Below are 20,280 nucleotides of genomic sequence, written 5' to 3'. Positions count from 1 at the left end.
CCCCCGCGGGGGCCCGCCGGGGGGGGCCCCCGCCGCGTCGGGCCACGGAGGCTCCGCTCTGCTCTACTTTGCGTAGACGCCCGGCTTAGAGGAGGGTGACGGCGGCCTGGGCGACGGCGAAGATCGCGAGCCCCGCAAGGGAGCCGACGACGGTGCCGTTGATCCGGATGTACTGGAGGTCGCGTCCGACCTGCAGCTCGATCTTCTCGCTCGTCTCCGCGGCATCCCAGCGTTCGACCGTCTCGGTGATGACACCGGCGATCTCGTCCCGGTAGGTCCGCACGAGGTACGTGACCGAGTCGGCGATCCAGCGATCGATGCGCCCTCCGAGCGCGCCGTCGCCGGCGAGCCGCTCGCCCACCTCGATCACGGTCGCACGGATGCCGTCCCTCAGGTCGCTCGACGGGTCGCCGAGCGACGCCACGAGGGACACCTTCACGGCCTCCCAGGTCTCGCTCGCGAACTCGCGCAGGCGGGCGCTGTCCAGGAGCTCGAGCTTCAGGGTCTCGACCCGGTTGATCATCGCCGGGTCGTGCTCGAGGTCGTCGGCCAGCTCGACGAGGTAACGGTCGATGGCCTCGCGAAGCGGATGCGCGGCATCCGCCCGCACGGCGGCGACGAACCCGAGTACCTCGCGGTGCGCCCTGTCGTCGACGAGGCGGTCGACGAAGCCGGGGAGCCAGCCGGGCAGCCGAGCGGACACGGCCTTTCCGAAGGCCTCCGGGTGGGCTTCGAGCCAGGCCTCCGCGCGATCCAGGAGCAGGTCGACGACCGCGTGCTGCTGCCCGGAGGCGAGCAGGCGCGCGCCGACCCTGCCGATCGGCGGCGCCCACTCCGGACGCACGAGGTGCTCGCGCGCCACGGTCTCGATGAGGTCCTTGATCGCGTCGTCACTCAGGAGAGTGAGCAGCCCGGTGCCGGCGACGGAGATCTCCTCGGTGAGCCTGCTGGCGTTGTCTGGCTGCTTCAACCAGGTGCCGAGTCTCCTGGACACCCCGATCGAGTCGAGCTTGCCGCGGACGACCTGCTCGGAGAGGAAGTTGGTGCCCACGAATTCGCCGAGGCTCGCGCCGATCTCGTCTTTGCGGCTCGCGATGATGTTGGTGTGCGGGATGCGCAGGCCGAGCGGATACCGGAACAGCGCGGTCACGGCGAACCAGTCGGCGAGGGCGCCGACCATGCCGCCCTCGGCGGCGGCCCTGACGTAGTGCAGTGCGGGAACACGATCCTGCAGCGCAAACGAGACCGCGAAGACGAGCGCCATCAGGAGGAGCAGCGCGAGGGCGAGCCGCTTCATCCTGACCAGCGCCACCAGCCGGGCCGCGTCTGCGGGGCTGAGCACGGCGGTACGGCGCCGCCTGGTGCCGCGGGGCTTCGGCCGACCGGGTGTCGACCGGCCCGGCGTCGGTTCGCGCGTCAGCGCCATGGATGCGAGCCTAGGCCTGGAATCCGGTCGGGCGGATGGCCCAGCGCACGGTCCAGGACTCGTCCGGCGCGAGCCAGCGGAGGCCGGCCCCCGAGTTGAAGGCGTCGGCGGGCGCGGTCATCGGCTCGATCGCGACGGCGCGGCCGGGCATGGGGCTCGCGCCATCGCTCGCCGTGACGGGAAACTCGGTCGGGGTGAAGACCTGCACGTACCGCATGTTCTCGTCGCCCCAGACGGTGACCCTGCGGCCGTCCGGAGCGGTGAGCGAGTGCTCGCGTCCGGCGCCGCCGAAGGCGTCGTCGAGCGCGAGATCGGCGACGCGCACACCGGCACGGAGGTCGTAGCCTGTGCCGCCGACCGGGGTGTCGACACCGGTCGGGTTGAGCCGGGCATCCACTTCGAGGTGCGTGTCCGCGTCGACGCGCAACACGAGGTCCTCTGTGGGGACGTCGCCGATCTTGAGGTACGGGTGCACGCCGATGGCCACGGGGGCGTTCTCTGTGCCGACGTTGTGGACGGTGTGGGTGACCTCGAGGCCCGTGTCGGTGAGGGCATAGGTCACGCTCGTGTCGAGCTGGAACGGGAAGCCGGACTGGGGGAACACGGTCGCGGCGAGGGTCACCGCCGCAGCGTCCCGCTCGACGAGGCGATACGGGGTGAAGCGGAGGAGTCCGTGAATGGCGTTGTTCAGGAGGGGCTCGGTGATGCTGAGCTGCTGCCTGTCCTCGCCGTGCCGCCAGATCCCGTCGCGGATGCGGTTGGGCCACGGCACGAGCACGATGCCCGCGGACATCGGCGGCTCGACCGCCGCAGCGAAGGTCTCCACGAGGTCTATGCCGTTCAGGGCATAAGCCCGGATCCCGGCGGCGACCTCGGTGATCGTCGCCGTGGCCCGCCCGTCCGGGGTCTCGTGTGTCAGTTCGTACTGGGTTCCGGTGGCTGCGCGCATGGGACCAGCCTATTCGCCCTGGAGCACGGTGAGTCCGGCCTCGCGGAGCCGGGCCAGCGCATCGGGGTGCGCTGCGGCATCCGTCAGCAGGGAATCGAAGGCATCGAGGGGGCCGACCCTGCCGAGGTGCACCCGGCCGAGCTTGGAGCCGTCCGCGACCACGATCGCCCGGGTCGCCGCCTGGAGCATGAGGGTCTTGACGCCGGCTTCCGGCAGGTTGATGTTCGTGACCCCGCCTCCCGCGTCGACGCCGTTGCAGCCGATGAAGGCGAGGTCGGCGTGGACCTGGCTGAGCACGGTCGCGGCGAGCGGCTCGACGAGGGAGTGCTGCAACGGCCGGAGCGAACCGCCCGTGACGATCACCGTGAAGCGCGGGATGGCGGGCTCGAGCTCGAGGGCGATGCTGAGCCCGTTGGTGATCACGACGACGTCGCTCAGCTCGGAACGGGCGAGCAGGGCACGGGCGATGGCGAGGTTGGTCGTGCCGACGTCGAGGATCACGCTCTGCCCGCTCACGACGAGGGATGCGGCGAGCGCCCCGATCTGCTGCTTCGGTATCACGGATGCCCCGAGCGACTCTTCGAAAGAGGGCTCTGTGTCCGCGGCGAGCGTCGACCCCTGGGCCAGCGCGGGCACCGCTCCCCCGTGCACCCGGTGCACGAGCCCCTCCGTCTCGAGGGCGTCGAGGTCGGCGCGCGCGGTGACCCCGGACACACCGAAGGCCTCGCGCAGCTCACTCACCCGCACGAAGCCGCGCTCGTCGACGAGCCGGCGGATCTGCTCCCTGCGCTGGTGCTGCGGGAGCAGCTCGCGGTCTGCCGGCGTCTCGAATGTCATAACCCTATCTTCGCTTACTTTCTTTTAGTTATCAATTAGAAACTGCTGGTTTCGGTTGCGCAGATCCGCTAACGTGGTGAGGGTTATGGACACCGTCATGGATAGCGCAGGCTTCGTCGCCGCACCCGGAATCACCCGTCACCACCACACCCTGGCCGACGGCCGGGACCTCATCTACTTCGACGACCCGGATACGCGGCTCTCGCCCGAACGCGCCGCCGATACCCGCCAGCTCGACCCGCGCCCGCCGACGGCGAGCATGCGCCAGGACCCGCTCAGCGGCGAATGGGTCTCGATCGCGTCTGCACGCCAGAACCGGGTGTTCCTGCCGCCGGCGAACCTCGACCCGCTCGCGCCGTCGACGCCGGAGAACCCGAGCGAGGTACCGAGCAACTACGACGTCGCCGTGTTCGAGAACAAGTCGCCGTCCTTCGGGCCCTTGCTCACCGACGCGAACGCGCCGGCAGGGCTCGCCGAGCTCTCCGAGATCGGCCTCGGGCGCACCCGCACCTCGGTCGGGCGCTGCGAGGTCGTCTGCTTCAGTCCCGAGAACGAGGGCTCCTTCGCGAGCCTCTCCGTCACCCGGGCCCGCACCGTGATCGAGGCATGGGCCGAACGCACCCACGTGCTCTCGCAGCTCCCGGGCATCCAGCAGGTGTTCCCCTTCGAGAACCGCGGCGAGGCGATCGGCGTGACGCTGCGGCATCCGCACGGCCAGATCTACTCGTACCCGTACGTCACCCCACGTACCCAGCGCGTGATCGCGTCGCTCGAAACCTACGGTCCCACTCTCTTCGCCGACGTGCTCGCGAGCGAACAGGCCGCCGACCGGGTCATCATCCGCGGCGAGCACTGGACCGCGTTCGTGCCCTTCGCGGCCCGCTGGCCCATCGAGGTGCACATGCTGCCGCACCGCCAGATCCCCGACTTCGCGGCGACGAGCCTCGCCGAACGCGACGAACTCGCGGTGCTCTACCGGCGGCTCCTGCGCGGCATCGACGCGATCTATTCGACGCCGACACCGTACATCGCGGCGTGGCACCAGGCCCCCGTGCACACCCACCGGGACGACATCCGCCTGATGCTGCAAGTCACGAGCCCGCGCCGGGCAGAGGACAAGCTGAAGTATCTCGCCGGATCGGAGGCTGCGATGGGTGCGTGGATCGGCGACGTCACTCCCGAGCAGGCGGCTGCGGGCATCCGTGCCGCCGTCGAACGGTCGATGGCCGCGGATGCCGCGAGCGAGGCCCGCGCATGAGCGCCCTCGATTCCGCAGCGACCGCAGGTTTCGCCAAGCGCTTCGCCGGCGAGCCGGACGGCCTCTGGTCGGCGCCCGGACGGGTGAACCTGATCGGGGAGCACACCGACTACAACGACGGCTTCGTGCTGCCGTTCGCGATCGACCGGCGCACCGTGATCGCGCTGGCTGCGAGGAGCGACCGGCTGATGCGGGTGGCGAGCTCGTTCTCCGACGAGATCGTCGAGGTCTCCCTCGACGGGCTGACCCCCGACATGCTCGCGGGCTGGTCGGCGTACCCGCTCGGAGTCGCCTGGGCGCTCGGCGAATTCGGGGCGCCGCTGTCGACGGTGGCCGGTTTCGACGTGTACATCGTCTCGGACGTGCCGATCGGGGCCGGCCTGTCGTCGTCGGCGGCGATCGAGAGCGCGATCGCGGTCGCCCTCAACGACGTCTGGGGGCTCGGCTTCGACCGGCGCACCCTCGCCCGGGTGGGCCAGCTCGCCGAGAACCGCGCCGTCGGGGCGCCGACGGGCATCATGGACCAGTCCGCCTCCCTGCTCGGAGAGAAGGACTCCGCGGTCTTCCTCGACTGCCGCACGCTCGAGTCCGAGGTCGTTCCGCTCGGCTTCGACGCGGCGGGACTCGAGCTGCTGATCATCGACACGAAGGTGAGCCACGAGCACTCGACGGGCGGGTACGCCTCGCGCCGGGCATCCTGCGAACTCGGCGCCCGGCTGCTCGGCGTCGACTCGCTCCGCGACCTCGGGGTCGTCGACCTCGCGCGGGCCGCTGAGCTGCTCGACGACGAGACGTTCCGCCGGGTGCGGCACGTGATCACCGAGAACCAGCGGGTGCTCGACACCGTGCGCACGCTGCGCGAGTCCGGCCCGTCCGCGATCGGCGCGCTTCTCGACGCCTCGCACACCTCGATGCGCGACGACTTCGAGATCTCGGTTCCCGAACTCGACCTCGCGGTCGTCGCGGCGCGCGGCGCGGGTGCCGTCGGCGCGCGGATGACGGGAGGCGGCTTCGGCGGTGCCGCGATCGCGCTCACGCCGCACGAGCTGATCCCCGCGGTCACCGCTGCGGTCCGGTCCGCGTTCGCGGATGCCGGGTTCGGCGCCCCGGACACCTTCGTGGTGCGCGCGGCCGACGGCGCCGGCCGCGAGGGCTGACCCCTCCCCGGCTTCCCCTTCCTGCACATCGGTCCGGCCGCTGCGGCGCTTTCAGTAGAACACTGGGCGGCGCGGCAGCCGGCCCGGAACCTGCAGGAGTTATGCCGATTCGGGCGGGATGACGGGCGTGGCCGTTCCTGCAGTGATGCGGAGCAGTTCGGCAAAGCTGGTCGGGAAGACGGTGTGGGCGTGGCCGGCAGCCGCCCACACTTCGGGATACCCGTCCAGGTCCACGTCGACAAGGGTGCGGAGCGGCCGCGGGTGCCCGACCGGCGCAACGCCGCCGATGACCTGCCCGGTCGCGCTCTTGACGAGTTCCTTCGACGCCCGGCCGATCGTGCCGCCGAGCCTCTCGCCAAGCCACTGCGTGTCGACGCGGTGAGCTCCAGAGGTCAGCACGAGCAACGGCTCGCCGTCGAGGGTGAAGACGAGGGAGTTGGCGATCGCGCCCGGCTCGATGCCGAGGGCGTCGGCGGCCTGCTGCGCGGTCGTCGCCGCCTCATCGAGCCAGCGGATGTCCGGCGCGAGCCCGAAGGCGGCGAGCGCCTCCCGCACGCGGTCGACGGCGGGGTGTGCGGTGTTCACCATCGCGCCAGCCTATCCCGTCCCGAATTCAGGAGTTGCGGCCCGTTTCGGGTCGCACAAGCGCTTTCCCGGGGCCAGGACTGCTCAACTCCTGAATTCGGCGCAGGCCACTTCTGGAGTTGAGACAGGGGAAGGGCGCGGGACGGATGCCGCACTAGGCTGGCGCGTATGACTGCAGACAGCGCCGCCCGCATCATCACTCTTCCCGACCGGCCGGGGCCGAGCATCGCGGACTCCGCGTTCGTCGCCCCTGGTGCGGTGCTCGTGGGGCATGTGATCCTCGCCGAACACGCAAGCGTCTGGTACAACTCGGTGCTGCGCGCGGAGGCGGAACCGATCCGGATCGGGGCAGGCTCGAACCTGCAGGACAACGTCTCCTGCCACGTCGACCACGGTTTCCCGCTCATCGTGGGCCGGGACGTCTCCGTCGGGCACGGCGCGGTGCTGCACGGCTGCGTCGTCGAGGACGGCGCCCTGATCGGCATGAAGGCGACCGTGCTCAACGGCGCCGTGATCGGTACGGGTTCCCTCGTCGCGGCCGGGGCCGTCGTGCTCGAAGGCACGATCGTGCCGCCGTATTCGCTCGTCGCCGGGGTCCCGGCCAAGGTACGCCGACCCCTGACGGATGCCGAGGTCGCGGGCATCCGCCAGAACGCCGCGAATTACCTCGACCACGCCGCCCTGCACACCGCCGCCCTCGCCTGACCCGCCCGGGACGGCGGGCCGGTTCCGTGAGGTGTCGCATATCGACGTTAAACGTCGACGCGAAGGTCGATATGCGACACCTCAGCGATCACGCGAGCGTTTCCCGGGGGCGACGCGGCGGGTGCTGGGAAGCGCGGGGCTGGGCTAGAGCAGGGCGCGCTCGGCGGCCTTGACCACGTTGCCGAGCAGCATGGCGCGCGTCATCGGTCCGACGCCGCGGGGGTTCGGGGAGAGGTAGCCTGCGACCTCTGCGACGTCGGGGTGCACGTCGCCGGTGAGGACGCCCTTGCCGGTGACGGGGTCGACCAGGCGGGTGATGCCGACGTCGAGAACTGCGGCGCCCGGCTTGATCCAGTCAGCCTGGACCAGGTGCGGCACACCGACCGCGGCCACGACGATGTCCGCGCGGCGGACCTCCTCCGGCAGGTCGACCGTGCGCGAGTGGGTGAGGGTGACGGTCGCGTCGAGGCCCTTGCGGGTGAAGAGCAGGCCGAGCGGCCTCCCGACGGTGAGCCCGCGGCCGATCACGACGACCTTGCGGCCGACGATCGGCACATCGTAGCGGCGTAGCAGCTCGACGATCCCGGCCGGCGTGCACGGCAGCGGCGAGCTGAGCTTGCCTTCGATGCCGAGGACGAGCCTGCCGAGGTTGGTCGGGTGCAGGCCGTCCGCGTCCTTGGCCGGGTCGATCAGTTCGAGCATGGCGTTCTCGTTGTGGCCGACGGGAAGCGGCAACTGGATGATGTAACCGGTGACCTCGCGGCTGGAGTTCAGGTCCTTGATCGCGGCGCGGACATCCGCGGTCGTCGCCGATGCGGGCAGGTCGATACGGATCGACTCGATGCCGACTTCGGCGCAGTCGCGGTGCTTGCCCGCGACGTACGAACGTGAACCCGGGTCATCGCCCACGAGCAGGGTGCCGAGCCCGGGAACGATCCCGTGCGCACGCAGCTCGGTGACACGGGCGATGAGTTCGGTCTTCACGGCGGACGCGGTCGCGACTCCGTCGAGGGTGATTGCCGTCATGCGTGATCCAATCGTTTGGTGCTTTCGAGCGCGGTTGACCCCCGCGTTCGCCGAACCAATTCGACGGAGTTTCTGGTCGAAAACCCCGAAAACGGGCTTCCCACGTGCGTGTTTCCCAAAAACTCCGTCGAATTCGTCAGGGGGTGGTGGTGCAGGATGCGGCGTGCGCTACTGGTGCAGGCCGGGGTACAGCGGGAAGGCCTCGGTGAGCGTCTTGACCCGGGCGCGGAGCGCCTGCACGTCGGCGCCGGGCTTGAGGGCCTCAGCGATGACGTCGGACACGACGGTGAACTCGGCGTCGCCGAAGCCGCGGGTCGCGAGGGCGGGCGTGCCGATCCGCAGGCCGCTCGTGACCATCGGCGGGCGCGGGTCGAACGGCACCGAGTTGCGGTTGACCGTGATGCCGACCTCGTGGAGGGCGTCCTCGGCCTGCTGTCCGTTGATCTCGGAGTGGCGCAGGTCGGCGAGCACGAGATGCACGTCGGTGCCGCCGGTGAGCACGTCGACGCCGGCGGCGCGCGAGTCGTCTGCCGTCAGGCGGGCGGCGAGGATGCTGGCCCCGCGCAGGGTGCGCTCCTGGCGTTCCTTGAATTCCGGCTCGGCCGCGAGCTTGAACGCGGTCGCCTTGGCGGCGATGACGTGCATGAGCGGACCGCCCTGCTGCCCGGGGAACACGTTCGAGTTGAGCTTCTTCGCGAGCGCGGTGTCCCGGGACAGGATGAAGCCGGACCGGGGGCCGGCGAGGGTCTTGTGCACGGTCGAGGACACGACGTCGGCGTGCGGCACCGGTGACGGGTGCAGGCCGGCGGCGACGAGCCCGGCGAAGTGCGCCATGTCGACCCAGAGCAGGGCGCCGACCTCGTCCGCGATCGCGCGGAACGCGGCGAAGTCGAGGTGGCGCGGGTATGCCGACCAGCCGGCGATGATGACCTTCGGCTTGTGCTCGAGGGCCTTGTCGCGGACGACGTCCATGTCGACGAGGAAGGTGTCCGGGTCGACGCCGTACGCGACCGGGTTGTAGAGCTTGCCGGAGAAGTTGAGCTTCATCCCGTGGGTGAGGTGGCCGCCGTGGGCGAGCTCGAGGCCGAGGATGGTGTCGCCGGGCGTTGCGATCGCGGAGAGCACGGCGGCGTTCGCCGTGGCGCCGGAGTGCGGCTGCACGTTCGCGTACGCTGCGCCGAAGAGGGACTTGGCCCGCGCGATCGCGAGCTCCTCTGCGACGTCGACGAACTCGCATCCGCCGTAGTAGCGACGCCCCGGGTAGCCCTCGGCGTACTTGTTGGTGAGCACGGAGCCCTGCGACTGCAGGATGGCGCGCGGCACGAAGTTCTCGCTCGCGATCATCTCGAGGTAGTCGCGCTGGCGACCCAGTTCGAGTTCGAGGACGGCGGCGATCTCGGGGTCGACGACCTCGAGCGGCTCGTTGAAGGTGGAATGCAGCGTGGTACCAGGCACAGATTCGGACACGGGTCTCCTCAGACTTGAATTAATCGTCGTGGCCCAGGCGTGCGGCCACTAACCGTGTCAGTCGCTCCCCGATGGTGACCCATCTTTCGTGCTACGCCAGTTGCGACACGCAAATCCTATCAGGCGCCGCGGTCTCCGCGCCGGTTCGCGCGTCCGAGCTCGTCGACGACGAGCAGTTCCGGCCGGAACCGGTCGGTGTCGTGCGCGACCCTGGCGATGAGGTGCGCGGCCATCGGGGCGGTGAGCGCCTGGAAGGCCACGATCGCGACCGAGAGCGTGACGGTGCCGAGGGTGAAGTTGTTGACCGCGACATCCACCGTCACGGCGATGAGGCCGAAGATCTGCGGCTTGGTCGCCGCGTGCAGCCTGCTGAGCACATCCGGGAAGCGCAGCAGGCCGACGCCGGCCGCGAGGCACATCAGGGCGGCGGAGAGCACGAGCACCGCCGTGACCACATCGCCGATCACCGCGGTCACGAGTGCTCCTTCCCGCCGAGGAAGCGGCCGACGGCGAGCGAGCCGAGCACCGCGAACAGGGCGAGCACGAGCAGCACCGGCAGGGTGTCGACGTGCCGGTTGATCGCCATCTCCGCGCCGAGCGCGCAGATCACGGTCGCGACGAGCACATCGGAGGCGATCACGCGGTCGAGGACAGACGGGCCGCGAATGATGCGGTACACCGCGCACAGTCCCCCGGCGCCGAACAGCACGGCGGCTACGATCACGACGACTCCCATCAGGTTTCCTTTCCCGTGTCGTCCAGGTTCCGGCGGTCCCTGTCGTCGTCATTCCGAGCGGATGCCGCGCGCGCGTCCCCGGCCGCGGCGCCCGTTGCCGCCGCAACGGCGGCCACAGCATCGCCGAGGGCGAGTCGTTCGAGGTCTTCGCGCGAGCCGAACGCGCGCACGATGCGCCGCTCGGTCGCGAGCACGCTCACCCGGAACCGGTCGATCTGGGCGTGCGTGCGCACGTTCAGCACGTGCAGGTAGAGCGTGGAGCTCACCCGGTCGGTGTCGATGACGATCGATCCGGGCACGATCGAGGTCGCAACGGCCGTCCAGGTCAGGATGAGGTCGCTCCGGGTGCGGAGCGGCACCGCGATGATCGCGCTGTCCGGACCGGCGGGCCTCCTGAGGGGCCTGAGGGCCAGCCAGGCGACCTGCACGGACGCGCGCACGATGTCGCCGAACAGCCGCAGCAGGAACGCGAGGGCGCCTGCCGGGCTGATCCGGCCGCTCAGCTGCACGGCGGGCAGGTAGAACACGACGGAGACGAGCGCGGCGAGCAGGGCTCCGGTCAGGAGGTTGAGCCAGGAGAAGCTGCCCCAGAGCAGCATCCAGAGCAGTACGAGCCCGAGCCAGAGCGGGAGCTGGTTCAGGAGGGCGGCGCGGCGCTCCGCGCGGGTCGTCACGGTGTGCCGCCAGGGAAGACCGCGTCGACATAGTCGCTCGGGGCCTCGATGTCGGCGGCGGCCCGCGCCGCGAAGTCGAACACGGGACCCGCGAAGACCGTCAGCCCGATGGTCAGCACGAGCAGCCCGGCGGTCGCGCCGACCATGAGCCGGGAGACGGTCTTGGTCACGACCGTTCCGTCGTCGTGCGGGTCGTCGGTGAGGCGGTCGAGCATGGCCGAGTCGTAGTTCTCGACCTCGCGGCGCGGGCGCCAGAAGGCCATGTTCCACGCGCGGGCGAGGGCGTAGAGGGTCAGGAGCGAGGTGGCCGCTCCCGCCCCGATCACCGCCCACGCGAGCGGGGTGCCGAGCTGCGCCCCGGCCTGGAACAGGGCGAACTTGCCGAGGAAGCCGGAGAACGGCGGGATGCCGCCGAGGTTCATCGCGCCGATGAAGAACAGCACTGCGACGACGGGAGCGGCCTTGAGCATGCCGCCCAGCCGGGCGAGGGAAGTCGTGCCGCCGACGCGCTCGATGAGGCCGGCCGAAAGGAACAGGGTGGTCTGGACGCTGATGTGGTGCACGACGTAGAAGATCGTCGCGGCGAGGGCGAGCGGGGTGCCGATCGCGATGCCGAAGATCAGGTAGCCGATGTGGCTGACCAGGGTGAAGGACAGCAGCCTCTTGATGTCGGCCTGGGCGAGTGCGCCGAGAATGCCGATCAGCATCGTGAGCGCGGCGACGATGAGGAGCGGCACCTGGAACGGGTTGCTCGGGAAGAGCAGGGTCTGGGTGCGCAGGATCGCGTAGACGCCGACCTTGGTGAGCAGGCCCGCGAAGACCGCCGTGACCGGGGCGGGTGCGGTCGGGTAGGAATCCGGGAGCCAGAACGACAGCGGGAACACGGCGGCCTTCACAGAGAAGGCGAGGAGGAGCATCAGCCCGAGGATGCCCTGCACGTCTCCGGGCAGGGCGGGGATGCGTTCGGCGAGGAGGGCGAGGGTCACGGTCCCCGTCGCGCCGTAGATCAGGGCGATCGAGCTGAGGAAGAGGATCGACGAGACCAGGCTCACGACGATGTAGGTGACGCCGGCACGGATGCGCGCACCGGTACCACCGAGGGTGAGCAGCACATAGCTGGCCGAGAGCAGCATCTCGAAGCCGACGTAGAGGTTGAACAGGTCACCGGCGATGAAGGCGTTGAACAGCCCGGCGGCGAGCACGAGGTAGGTCGGGTGGAAGATCGAGACGGGGGTTTCCCTGTCGCCGTCGATGATGCCCTGGCCGACGGCGAAGAGCAGCACGCCGAGGAGCATCACGGCCGAGACGAGCAGCATGAGAGCCGAGAGTCGGTCCACGACGAGCACGATCCCCCACGGCGCCTGCCAGCCGCCGACGTGCACGACGGCGGGTCCCTGCTGGTCGACGAGCACGAGGAGCGTGGCGCTGATCAGGGCGACCGTGGTCAGCGAGGCGACGCCGACAGCGATCTGGGTCACGGTGCGCCGGCCGAGGGCGAGCGTGATCGCGCTGCCGAGCAGCGGGACGGCGACGACGAGGGGGACGAGGATGGTCGCAAGGTTCATCGGGCGGCATCCGTGTTCCCGGGGCGGGCGGGCGCTCCGTCGTCGTGATCGTAGTCGTCCGGGTCGTCGTGATCATCGGGGTCGTCGCGATCGCCCGCGTCGTCGTGATCGCTCGCGTCGAGGGAGGCGCGCACGGCCGCGTCATCGTCCGCGGAGGACCGGAAGTCCTGCTCCGCGGAGGACGCGGTCTCCGCAGCGTGCTCGTCGGTGAGGGTGTCGCCCTCGTCGCCGAGCTGGGCAAGCCACCAGGCGCGATAGACCAGGGCGAGGATGAGGGCGGTCACGCCGAAATTGATCACGATCGCGGTCAGCATCAGGATCTGCGGCACGGGATCGACCATGTCGGCATCGCTCGCGGTTCCGGTGATGATCGGCGAGCTGCCGGGCCGGCCGCTCATGATGAAGATCAGCAGGTTGGTCGCGTTCCCGACGAGCACGAACCCGATCAGCACCCGGGTCAGGCTGCGCTCGAGCATGATGTAGACGCCGGCCGCGTAGAGCACGGCCATGACGACGACGAGGGTCAGGGAGGCGCTCACGGGACCACCTCCGGCACCGGCTCCGCGCCCGGTTCTGACACCGGGGCACCCGCGGCATCGGAGCCGGAACCGGTCGCGGAGGCGTCGGACCCGGCGGGCGGAGCCTCACCGGCCTCGCTCTGCCGGTCGATCTCGCTGCCGAGGCTGCGGAGGATGTCGAGTGCCAGGCCGATCACGACGAGGTAGACGCCGATGTCGAAAACAGTGGAGGTGCCGAAGGAGAGGTGCCCGAGCACGGGAACGTCGACGCTCGCGTACGCCGACTGCAGGGGGATCCCGGTGACGAACAGTGAGGCGACCGCGGTGCCGACGGCGAGGATCACTCCGAGGCCGAGGATCTTGCCCGGGTCGATCGGGGCGGCTTCGCCGAGTTCGTAGCGTCCTCCGGCGAGGTAACGGGCGACGAGGGCGAGCCCGGCGAGGAGCCCGCCGGCGAATCCGCCCCCTGGCGTGTTGTGCCCGGCGAAGAGCAGGAACACCGACACGACGATCGCGGGGTGGAAGAGAAGCCGCACGATGACCTCGATCAGGATCGACCGGTCCTCCGGCTTGATCGTGCGCCCGGCGAGCAGCCAGGACTGCCGGGTGACGGCGTGGCCGGCCGAGGAGGCCTGCGGGTCGGCGACGACGCGGCGACGGTTGCGCGGTGACCGCTGGGTGCGGGAGCCCTTCAGACGCGGCAGGGTCTCGGTGCGCCCGGACACGAAGAGCAGGCTCGCGACGCCGGTCGCGACGACGATGAGCACGGACACCTCCCCCATCGTGTCCCAGGCCCGGATGTCGACGAGTGCGACGTTGACGATGTTGGTGCCGTGCGCCTCGAGCGTCAGGCGCGGCAGCTCGAGCGCGATGCTCGGCGCCTGCCGGGCGCCGAGGGCGATCATGGCGACGGTGCCCATGGTCGCCCCGACCAGCACCCCGATCAGGGCGCGGCGCCTGCGATGCAACGGCGCGTTCGGGCGGGTGACCCTCGCCGGCAGCCGGCGCAGCACGAGCACGAAGACCACGAGGGTCATCGTCTCCACGAGAGCCTGGGTCAGGGCGAGGTCGGGTGCGCCGTGGAAGGCGAACAGGGCCACGAGGCCATAGCCGGTGACTCCCGCGAGCAGCACCGACGTCATCCGCTGCCCTGACCGCGACGCCGCGATCGCCGCAACGCCCATGATCACGGCGATGATGACCTGGCCCGGGTAATCCCAGAGCACGACCGAGTCCGGCCAGGTCCGGTTGACCAGGGAGGCGAAGCCGAGCGCGAGCACGAAGACCACGAGGATCGTGCCGAGGTACTGCGGCAGGCCGCCGCGCTGCGCGAAGTGGGTGAGCCTCGCCGCTGTGCGATCGACGCTGCGCACGAGCAGCCCGTAGCCGCGACCGGCGTCGACGGTACCGGGCACCCGCTCCTGCAGCACCGCGACCCCGCGACGCTTCCAGAACATCACGGCGCCGAGCGTGAGCACGACAGCGGTGATTCCCAGGGCGGGTTCGAATCCGTGCCAGAGGGCGAGGTGCGCGTGCCCTCCGCCGGGGACGGTGTCCGCGTACGGCGCGAGCAGCGGGTCGAGCCGGCCGGCCAGCGGGCCGAGCGCGATCGTCGCGACGGCGAGCAGTCCCGGGGCGATCAGGATGTCCCAGCGGCTCGGGTGCAGGGCCGTCTGCGCGAGCGCCGCCCTCGTTCCGAACGCGCCGTGGAAGAAGCGGATGCTGTACGCCACGGTCAGGAGGGAGCCCACCGCCGTGCCGACGAGCGCCACCCAGCCCCAGCCGTCGCCGTGCAGTGCCGCCTCGAGGAACGCCGTGAAGACGGCCTCCTTGGCGACGAATCCGAGCAGGGGTGGAAGGCCGGCCATCGACGCCACGGCGACGAGCGCGATCACGGCGAGCGCCGGGTCGCTGCGGCCGATTCCGGAGAGCTTCCGGAGGTCGCGGGTGCCCGCGCGGTGGTCGATGATCCCCACGACGAGGAAGAGCGCCGCCTTGTAGAGCGCGTGGGCGAGGAGGAGCGCGGCCCCGGCGAGCGCCGCGTCGCGGGTGCCGAAACCGACGACGACCATGATGAAGCCGAGCTGGCTCACGGTTCCGTAGGCGAGCACGAGCTTGAGGTCGTGCTGCCGCAGGGAACGCCAGGCGCCCACGAGCATGGTCCAGACGCCGATCGTCATGAGCACCGGCATCCACCCCTCGGTGTCTGCATACCCGGGGGCGAGCCGGGCGACGAGGTAGATGCCGGCCTTGACCATGGCGGCGGCGTGCAGGTAGGCGCTGACCGGGGTGGGGGCGGCCATCGCGGCGGGGAGCCAGAAGTGGAAGGGGACGAGAGCCGACTTGGACAGGGCCCCGACGAGGATGAGCAGGATGGCCCAGGTCGCGACCGGGCCGGTGACGGGTTGGGCGACGAGCAGGGCGAGCGAGGTCGTCCCTCCCTCGACGCTGAGCATCACGACGCCGACGAGCATGACGAGTCCGCCGAAGGTCGTCACGATCAGGGCCTGGAGCGCGGCGCCCCTGCTCTCCCTGCGGAAGGTGTAATGGCCGATCAACAGGTAGGAGAGCACGCTCGTGATCTCCCAGAACATGAACATCACGACCACGTCGTCCGCGGTCACGAGCCCGTACATGGTGCCTGCGAAGGCGAGGAGGCAGGCTGCGAAACGGCCGAGCGCCGGTTCGTCAGCGTCGAAGTAGCGGGCGCAGTACACGAGAACGAGGGCGCCGACGCCGGTCACGACGAGGGCGAGCAGCCAGGCGAGGGTGTCGACGCGGAAGGACAGCGCGACGCCGAGCTGCGGGATCCACGGGATGCTCGAGGCTTCGGAACCTCCGCGCGTGACCGTCGCGGTCTGCGTGAGCGTGAAGACGAACGCCGCCGCAGGCAGAAGCGCGATCAGGTAGAACACCTTGGTGGACAGCACGCGGGTGAGCGCCGGCGTCAGGACGGACAGCGCCAGGAAGGCGAGGAGGATCGTCGTCATGCGGCCTCCGGCTCTGTTTCTCGGGTCAGGGGTACGGAAAACCAGTCTACCGAGTGCCCGGTGGACGAACCCTGTTAGGGGGCGCCGGCGCCCCACCGGTAGGGTGGGCGAAAAGCAAATGGATCGGAAGTGCCCCCATGACGAGTGCCATCCGGGGGCCGCAACGCCCCGATCCGACCGGGTCAGGGGCTGAGGCAGAGCCAGCGCAGCCTCACGAGCACGGGCACCACGGCCTGCCCGTCGAGACGCCGCTCGAGCACATCCACGATGCGACGAGCGTGCACGAGGATGCGGGCCTGCACAAGGGGCTCAAGGGCCGGCAGGTGCAGATGATCGCGATCGGCGGCGCGATCGGCACCGGGCTCTTCCTCGGCGCCGGCGGCCGGCTCGCCTCAGCGGGTCCTTCCCTCGTCTTCGCCTACGCGATCTGCGGGTTCTTCGCGTTCCTGATCCTGCGCGCACTCGGCGAGCTCGTCCTGCACCGCCCGTCGTCCGGCTCCTTCGTCTCGTATGCGCGCGAATTCTTCGGCGAGAAGGCCGCGTTCGTCACCGGCTGGCTGTACTGGATCAACTGGGTGATGACGGCGATCGTCGATGTCACCGCCGTCGCGCTGTACATGAACTTCTTCGCCAAGTACTGGGCGCCGTTCGGGAGCGTGCCGCAGTGGCTCTACGCGCTGACGGCCCTCGCGGTCGTGCTGTGCCTCAACCTGCTGTCGGTGAGCGTCTTCGGCGAGCTCGAGTTCTGGTTCGCGCTGATCAAGGTCGTTGCGATCGTGTCCTTCCTGCTCGTCGGCACCTGGATGGTGATCTTCGGCACCCCGATCCCGGGCCAGGAGGCCGGCTTCAGCCTGATCGCGGACAACGGCGGCTGGTTCCCCAACGGGGTGCTCGCCTCGATCGTCGTCGTGCAGGGCGTCGTCTTCGCCTACGCCTCGATCGAACTCGTCGGCACGACCGCCGGAGAGACCGCCCATCCGGAGACGGTGATGCCCAAGGCGATCAACACCGTGATCGTGCGCATCGCGGTCTTCTACGTCGGCTCGATCCTGCTGCTCTCGCTGCTGCTGCCGTACACCGCGTACCAGGCAGGCGTCAGCCCCTTCGTGACGTTCTTCGGCAGCATCGGCGTCGGCGGGGTCGACGTGATCATGAACCTCGTCGTGCTGACCGCGGCGCTGTCCTCGCTCAATGCCGGCCTCTACTCGACGGGACGGATCCTCCGGTCGATGTCGCTCGCGGGATCAGCGCCGCGCTTCGCCGGAAAGGTGAGCCGGACCGGGGTGCCGTTCGGCGGCATCCTCTTGACGGGCTTCGTCACCCTGCTCGGTGTCGGCCTCAATGCGATCGTGCCGGATGAGGCGTTCGAGATCGTGCTCAACATGGCGGCGATCGGGATCATCAGCGCGTGGGGGATGATCGTGCTCTGCCAGCTGCGCCTGCAGGCCTGGGCGAAGCGCGGGATCCTGAAACGGCCGGCGTTCCGCCTGTTCGGGGCTCCGTACACCGGTTATGCGAGCCTCGGGTTCCTGGCGACGGTTCTCGTGCTGATGGCCTTCGACTGGCCGGTCGGCACGCTCACGATCAGTTCTCTGATCGTGATCATCCCGGCGCTCGTGGTCGGCTGGTATGCGTGCCGCGGCCGGATCCTGCAGATCGCGCTCGCCCGCGACGGCAAGACCGGGGCCTTCCCGATCAAGGCGAACCGGCCGCTCGCCGACGAGAACGGGACCGGGCGGCCTCCGCGGTAGACCCCTGCGCGGCGTATCCCGGTGGGCCCGTGCTGCACCGCGCGAGAGTGTGCATGATCTGACGCGCGGACGGATACGATTTGTTATATGGGGGCACAAAAACTGGGCCGGACGGTCGGCCTCGTGATCGCGGGACTCGCCACGGGCGCGGCGGCCGTGCTCTGGTTCCTGGTCGCCTCTGGCGAGCACGCCCCCGGTGCGGCCCCCTCCCAGATCGTGCTCTTCGGCGTGCTCCCGGTGTCTTACGACCCGAGCGCGCCGGGCCCCCGGGCGATCCTCGGCGCCATCGCCCTCTCCGTGCTCTTCGCCGCCGGCATCGCCCTGCTCGAACGCCGCGCGACGAACCGCTCCCGACGGTCCTCCAACGCGCACCTGACCCCGCTCGCACCGAAGATCGTGATGGCCCCGCAGGGAGGAGTCTTCGCCGGACCTGTGACGGTGACCGTGCTGATCCCGGCTCACAACGAGGCCCTGTCGCTCCCCGTGACCCTGGCCTCTCTTCTCACCCAGTCGCATCCGCCGGAGCGCGTCATCGTCGTCGCGGACAACTGCACCGACGACACTGTCAGCATCGCCCGAGAACACGGCGTCGAGGTCGTCGAATCCGTGGGCAACACCCAGAAGAAGGCGGGTGCCCTGAACCAGGCACTCAAACGGGTCCTGCCCGGACAGCTCGACAATGACGTCGTCATGATCATGGACGCGGACACCGCGCTCGATGACGGCTTCCTCGCCGAGGCCGTCGCCCGGTTCACGAGCGATCGCGCCCTGATGGCGATCGGGGGCCTCTTCTACGGGGAGCCGGGGTTCGGCCTGCTCGGACTCCTGCAGCGCAACGAGTACGTGCGCTACTCGCGGGAACTCGCCAGGCGGCGCGGCCGTGTCTTCGTCCTGACCGGGACGGCGTCGTTGTTCCGGCCCCTCGCGCTGCGGTCCGTGGCCGAGAACCGGGGTGTCACCATTCCCGGGGTGCCCGGCGACGTCTACGACACCTACGCCCTCACCGAGGACAACGAGCTGACCCTCGCGTTGAAGTCCCTCGGCGGACTGATCACCTCCCCCACCCAGTGCACCGTGGTGACGGAGCTGATGCCGACGCTCCCCGCGCTCTGGCAGCAGCGCCTGCGGTGGCAACGCGGCGCCCTCGAGAACATCGGCACCTACGGCCTGACCCCGGCGACCCTCCGCTACTGGGCGCAGCAGCTCGGCATCGGGTACAGCGTCATCGCCCTGACCTCGTTCCTGTCGCTGATGGTGCTGACCCTGCTCGCGGTCAGCACCTGGATCTGGTTCCCCTTCTGGCTCTGCCTGGGCCTCGTCTTCGTCACCGAACGCGTGGTCACCGTGTGGAAGGGCGGCTGGCGGGCCCGCCTGCTCGCGGTCACCGTGCTCCCCGAACTCTGCTTCGACATGTTCCTGAACGTGGTCTACGTCAAGGGCATCGTCGACATCACCCTCGGCAGGCATGCCGCCTGGGAACACGAAAGCATGAAGGTCGGAACCGGGAGCGCCGCCTGATGCCGGTCCACGTCCTCAGCCAGGTGCCCGCAGGCATCCTGCTGCCCGACACGATCCTCGCCTCGGAGTTCTTCGCCGTCTTCTCGGCCTTCGTCGGGATCAATACCGTCATCTACGTGGTCCTGGCCGTCGCCAAGATCCTGCCGAAGATCTATTTCACCGACTGGGTCAGGGGCAGCAACCGGCGGGCCGCCGCCCGCAGCATCTACGCGGTGGCGGAAATACCTGTGCGGCCGCCGCCTCCCCCGACCACGGTCGCCGTGACGACCCTCGAGGCATCCGTGCGCCGGGTGCGCGAGTCGGCGCATCCGCTCGCAGGAGTGCATGCGGGAGCGCACAGCGGAGCGCTCGCGTCGACGCACGGCGGGACGCACGCCGGGACGCACGCGGCTACGCACGTGGCTAGGCACGTGGCACCGCATGCCGCGCTACGCGGCCGACCGGCGCCGGATCACCAGCTGGCTCACCAGCACGAGCGCGAGCGCGGCGACGAGGATCCCGACGTAGACGAACGGCACTGACGTGATGCCCGAGCGTTCGAGGAGGATCCCTCCGAGGAGGGCGCCGCCGCCGATGCCGGTGTTGAACGCGGTCGTGTAGAAGGCGCTCGCGGTGTCGCGGATACGACGGGACGCCGTGTGCATCAGTCGGGTCTGCAGCAGGGCGGGCAGGGCTCCGAACGCGATGCCCCAGAGCAGGAACGCGACGATGGCGACCGGGAGCAAGCCGCTCCAGATGCTCAGCGCGGACACGCTGACCGCGCTCACGACGAGGCCGAGCCCGAGGCCGAGCTGGGGCCGGGCGGCGAACACCGTGCCGCTCAGGAGCAGTCCGACGGCACCGGCGATCCCGTAGGCGAACAGGAACGGGGCGATCGCGGACGGATCGACCCCGAGGCCGTCGATCAGGAACGGCGCGATGTACGTGTAGAAGGAGTAGTGACCGATCATGATCAGGGCTGCGATGACGCAGATCAGGGCGACGGGAGCGATCGTGGGGTCCCGGCGCGCGGGCGTCTGGGGGCGCGGGGCGGCTGCCGGGGCCGGGTCGGTCACGGCTGCCTGGTCGGTCACGGCTGCTGACGTGGTCTCGAGCCGCGCAGCGCTCGCGTCCGGGGC

Annotated in this window: 19 protein-coding genes and 1 riboswitch; of the genes, 6 read left to right on the top strand and 13 right to left on the bottom strand. The window is 70.0% G+C overall.

From position 1 onward, the window contains the following. Positions 1-85: 85 nt before the first annotated feature. From QN357_RS09635 to QN357_RS09625, 3 genes are read right to left on the bottom strand one after another with little or no spacing between them, the layout of a single operon-like run. The gene (locus QN357_RS09635; protein ID WP_323504810.1) at positions 86-1,426 is read right to left on the bottom strand and encodes a DUF445 domain-containing protein; all 1,341 of its coding nucleotides are present in this window, start codon (positions 1,424-1,426) and stop codon (positions 86-88) included. Between the two features lie 10 nt (positions 1,427-1,436). After that, positions 1,437-2,375: an aldose 1-epimerase family protein gene (locus tag QN357_RS09630; protein WP_134449999.1), complete on the bottom strand. Its 939-nt coding sequence runs from the start codon at positions 2,373-2,375 to the stop codon at positions 1,437-1,439. A 9-nt stretch (positions 2,376-2,384) separates the two neighbouring features. Beyond that, the gene (locus QN357_RS09625) at positions 2,385-3,212 is read right to left on the bottom strand and encodes a DeoR/GlpR family DNA-binding transcription regulator (protein WP_134449998.1); all 828 of its coding nucleotides are present in this window, start codon (positions 3,210-3,212) and stop codon (positions 2,385-2,387) included. Positions 3,213-3,309: 97 nt separating this feature from the next. On the opposite strand from QN357_RS09625, the gene galT reads away from it, so the two are divergent. Together galT and galK are read left to right on the top strand one after the other, a co-directional pair. Beyond that, complete coding sequence (gene galT / locus QN357_RS09620) at positions 3,310-4,470, top strand: galactose-1-phosphate uridylyltransferase (RefSeq protein WP_134449997.1); 1,161 nt, start codon at positions 3,310-3,312, stop codon at positions 4,468-4,470. After that, positions 4,467-5,627 carry a galactokinase gene (gene galK / locus QN357_RS09615; protein WP_323504809.1) on the top strand — a complete coding sequence of 387 codons (1,161 nt, stop codon included), beginning with the start codon at positions 4,467-4,469 and terminating at the stop codon, positions 5,625-5,627. Before galT ends, galK begins: the two co-directional genes overlap by 4 nt. A 99-nt stretch (positions 5,628-5,726) precedes the next feature. Here the strand turns inward: galK and QN357_RS09610 are convergent, their stop codons facing one another. Continuing rightward, positions 5,727-6,215, bottom strand: a complete 489-nt coding sequence (locus tag QN357_RS09610; protein ID WP_134558978.1) for a YbaK/EbsC family protein — start codon at positions 6,213-6,215, stop codon at positions 5,727-5,729. 165 nt (positions 6,216-6,380) lie between these two features. Between QN357_RS09610 and QN357_RS09605 the strand changes: the two genes are divergently transcribed. Continuing rightward, the gene (locus tag QN357_RS09605) at positions 6,381-6,917 is read left to right on the top strand and encodes a gamma carbonic anhydrase family protein (protein WP_134561609.1); all 537 of its coding nucleotides are present in this window, start codon (positions 6,381-6,383) and stop codon (positions 6,915-6,917) included. A gap of 144 nt (positions 6,918-7,061) precedes the next feature. Here QN357_RS09605 and QN357_RS09600 read toward each other — a convergent pair whose 3' ends face one another. The 8 genes from QN357_RS09600 to QN357_RS09565 form a co-directional block, all read right to left on the bottom strand. Continuing rightward, positions 7,062-7,943 (bottom strand): bifunctional methylenetetrahydrofolate dehydrogenase/methenyltetrahydrofolate cyclohydrolase, encoded by an 882-nt coding sequence (locus QN357_RS09600; RefSeq protein ID WP_134449993.1) that lies wholly within the window; start codon positions 7,941-7,943, stop codon positions 7,062-7,064. 168 nt (positions 7,944-8,111) lie between these two features. Then, a complete protein-coding gene (gene glyA, locus QN357_RS09595; protein ID WP_134449992.1) occupies positions 8,112-9,410 on the bottom strand; it encodes a serine hydroxymethyltransferase in 1,299 nt (432 codons plus the stop codon). Between the two features lie 24 nt (positions 9,411-9,434). Next, a riboswitch (ZMP/ZTP riboswitch) is annotated at positions 9,435-9,524 on the bottom strand. A gap of 5 nt (positions 9,525-9,529) precedes the next feature. Beyond that, complete coding sequence (gene mnhG / locus QN357_RS09590) at positions 9,530-9,886, bottom strand: monovalent cation/H(+) antiporter subunit G (RefSeq protein WP_323504808.1); 357 nt, start codon at positions 9,884-9,886, stop codon at positions 9,530-9,532. Then, positions 9,883-10,146, bottom strand: a complete 264-nt coding sequence (locus tag QN357_RS09585) for a monovalent cation/H+ antiporter complex subunit F (RefSeq protein WP_174774608.1) — start codon at positions 10,144-10,146, stop codon at positions 9,883-9,885. The genes mnhG and QN357_RS09585 overlap by 4 nt, the downstream gene beginning before the upstream one ends. Beyond that, entirely contained in the window at positions 10,146-10,820 is a 675-nt protein-coding gene (locus QN357_RS09580; protein ID WP_134558984.1) for a Na+/H+ antiporter subunit E, read from the bottom strand. The genes QN357_RS09585 and QN357_RS09580 overlap by 1 nt, the downstream gene beginning before the upstream one ends. After that, positions 10,817-12,385: a Na+/H+ antiporter subunit D gene (locus QN357_RS09575; protein WP_134449988.1), complete on the bottom strand. Its 1,569-nt coding sequence runs from the start codon at positions 12,383-12,385 to the stop codon at positions 10,817-10,819. Before QN357_RS09575 ends, QN357_RS09580 begins: the two co-directional genes overlap by 4 nt. Then, positions 12,382-12,924, bottom strand: a complete 543-nt coding sequence (locus QN357_RS09570) for a sodium:proton antiporter (protein WP_134558986.1) — start codon at positions 12,922-12,924, stop codon at positions 12,382-12,384. Before QN357_RS09570 ends, QN357_RS09575 begins: the two co-directional genes overlap by 4 nt. After that, a complete protein-coding gene (locus QN357_RS09565) occupies positions 12,921-15,893 on the bottom strand; it encodes a Na+/H+ antiporter subunit A (RefSeq protein ID WP_323504807.1) in 2,973 nt (990 codons plus the stop codon). The genes QN357_RS09570 and QN357_RS09565 overlap by 4 nt, the downstream gene beginning before the upstream one ends. A gap of 137 nt (positions 15,894-16,030) precedes the next feature. On the opposite strand from QN357_RS09565, the gene QN357_RS09560 reads away from it, so the two are divergent. From QN357_RS09560 to QN357_RS09550, 3 genes are all read left to right on the top strand, one after another. Continuing rightward, positions 16,031-17,644 (top strand): amino acid permease, encoded by a 1,614-nt coding sequence (locus QN357_RS09560; RefSeq protein ID WP_323504806.1) that lies wholly within the window; start codon positions 16,031-16,033, stop codon positions 17,642-17,644. Positions 17,645-17,731: 87 nt separating this feature from the next. Continuing rightward, a complete protein-coding gene (locus QN357_RS09555; RefSeq protein ID WP_323504805.1) occupies positions 17,732-19,162 on the top strand; it encodes a glycosyltransferase family 2 protein in 1,431 nt (476 codons plus the stop codon). Next, positions 19,162-19,683, top strand: a complete 522-nt coding sequence (locus QN357_RS09550) for a hypothetical protein (RefSeq protein ID WP_323504804.1) — start codon at positions 19,162-19,164, stop codon at positions 19,681-19,683. Before QN357_RS09555 ends, QN357_RS09550 begins: the two co-directional genes overlap by 1 nt. Here QN357_RS09550 and QN357_RS09545 read toward each other — a convergent pair. Continuing rightward, a partial coding sequence (locus QN357_RS09545) for an MFS transporter (RefSeq protein WP_323504803.1) occupies positions 19,591-20,280 on the bottom strand: 690 nt, incomplete at its 5' end. The genes QN357_RS09550 and QN357_RS09545 overlap by 93 nt on opposite strands.

It is taken from the genome of Cryobacterium sp. RTC2.1 (assembly GCF_035018685.1).
In the GTDB taxonomy this organism is placed as follows: domain Bacteria; phylum Actinomycetota; class Actinomycetes; order Actinomycetales; family Microbacteriaceae; genus Cryobacterium; species Cryobacterium glucosi.
The sequence above is the reverse complement of the archived record's forward strand: the minus strand, read 5'-3'. Positions and strand labels throughout refer to the sequence as shown.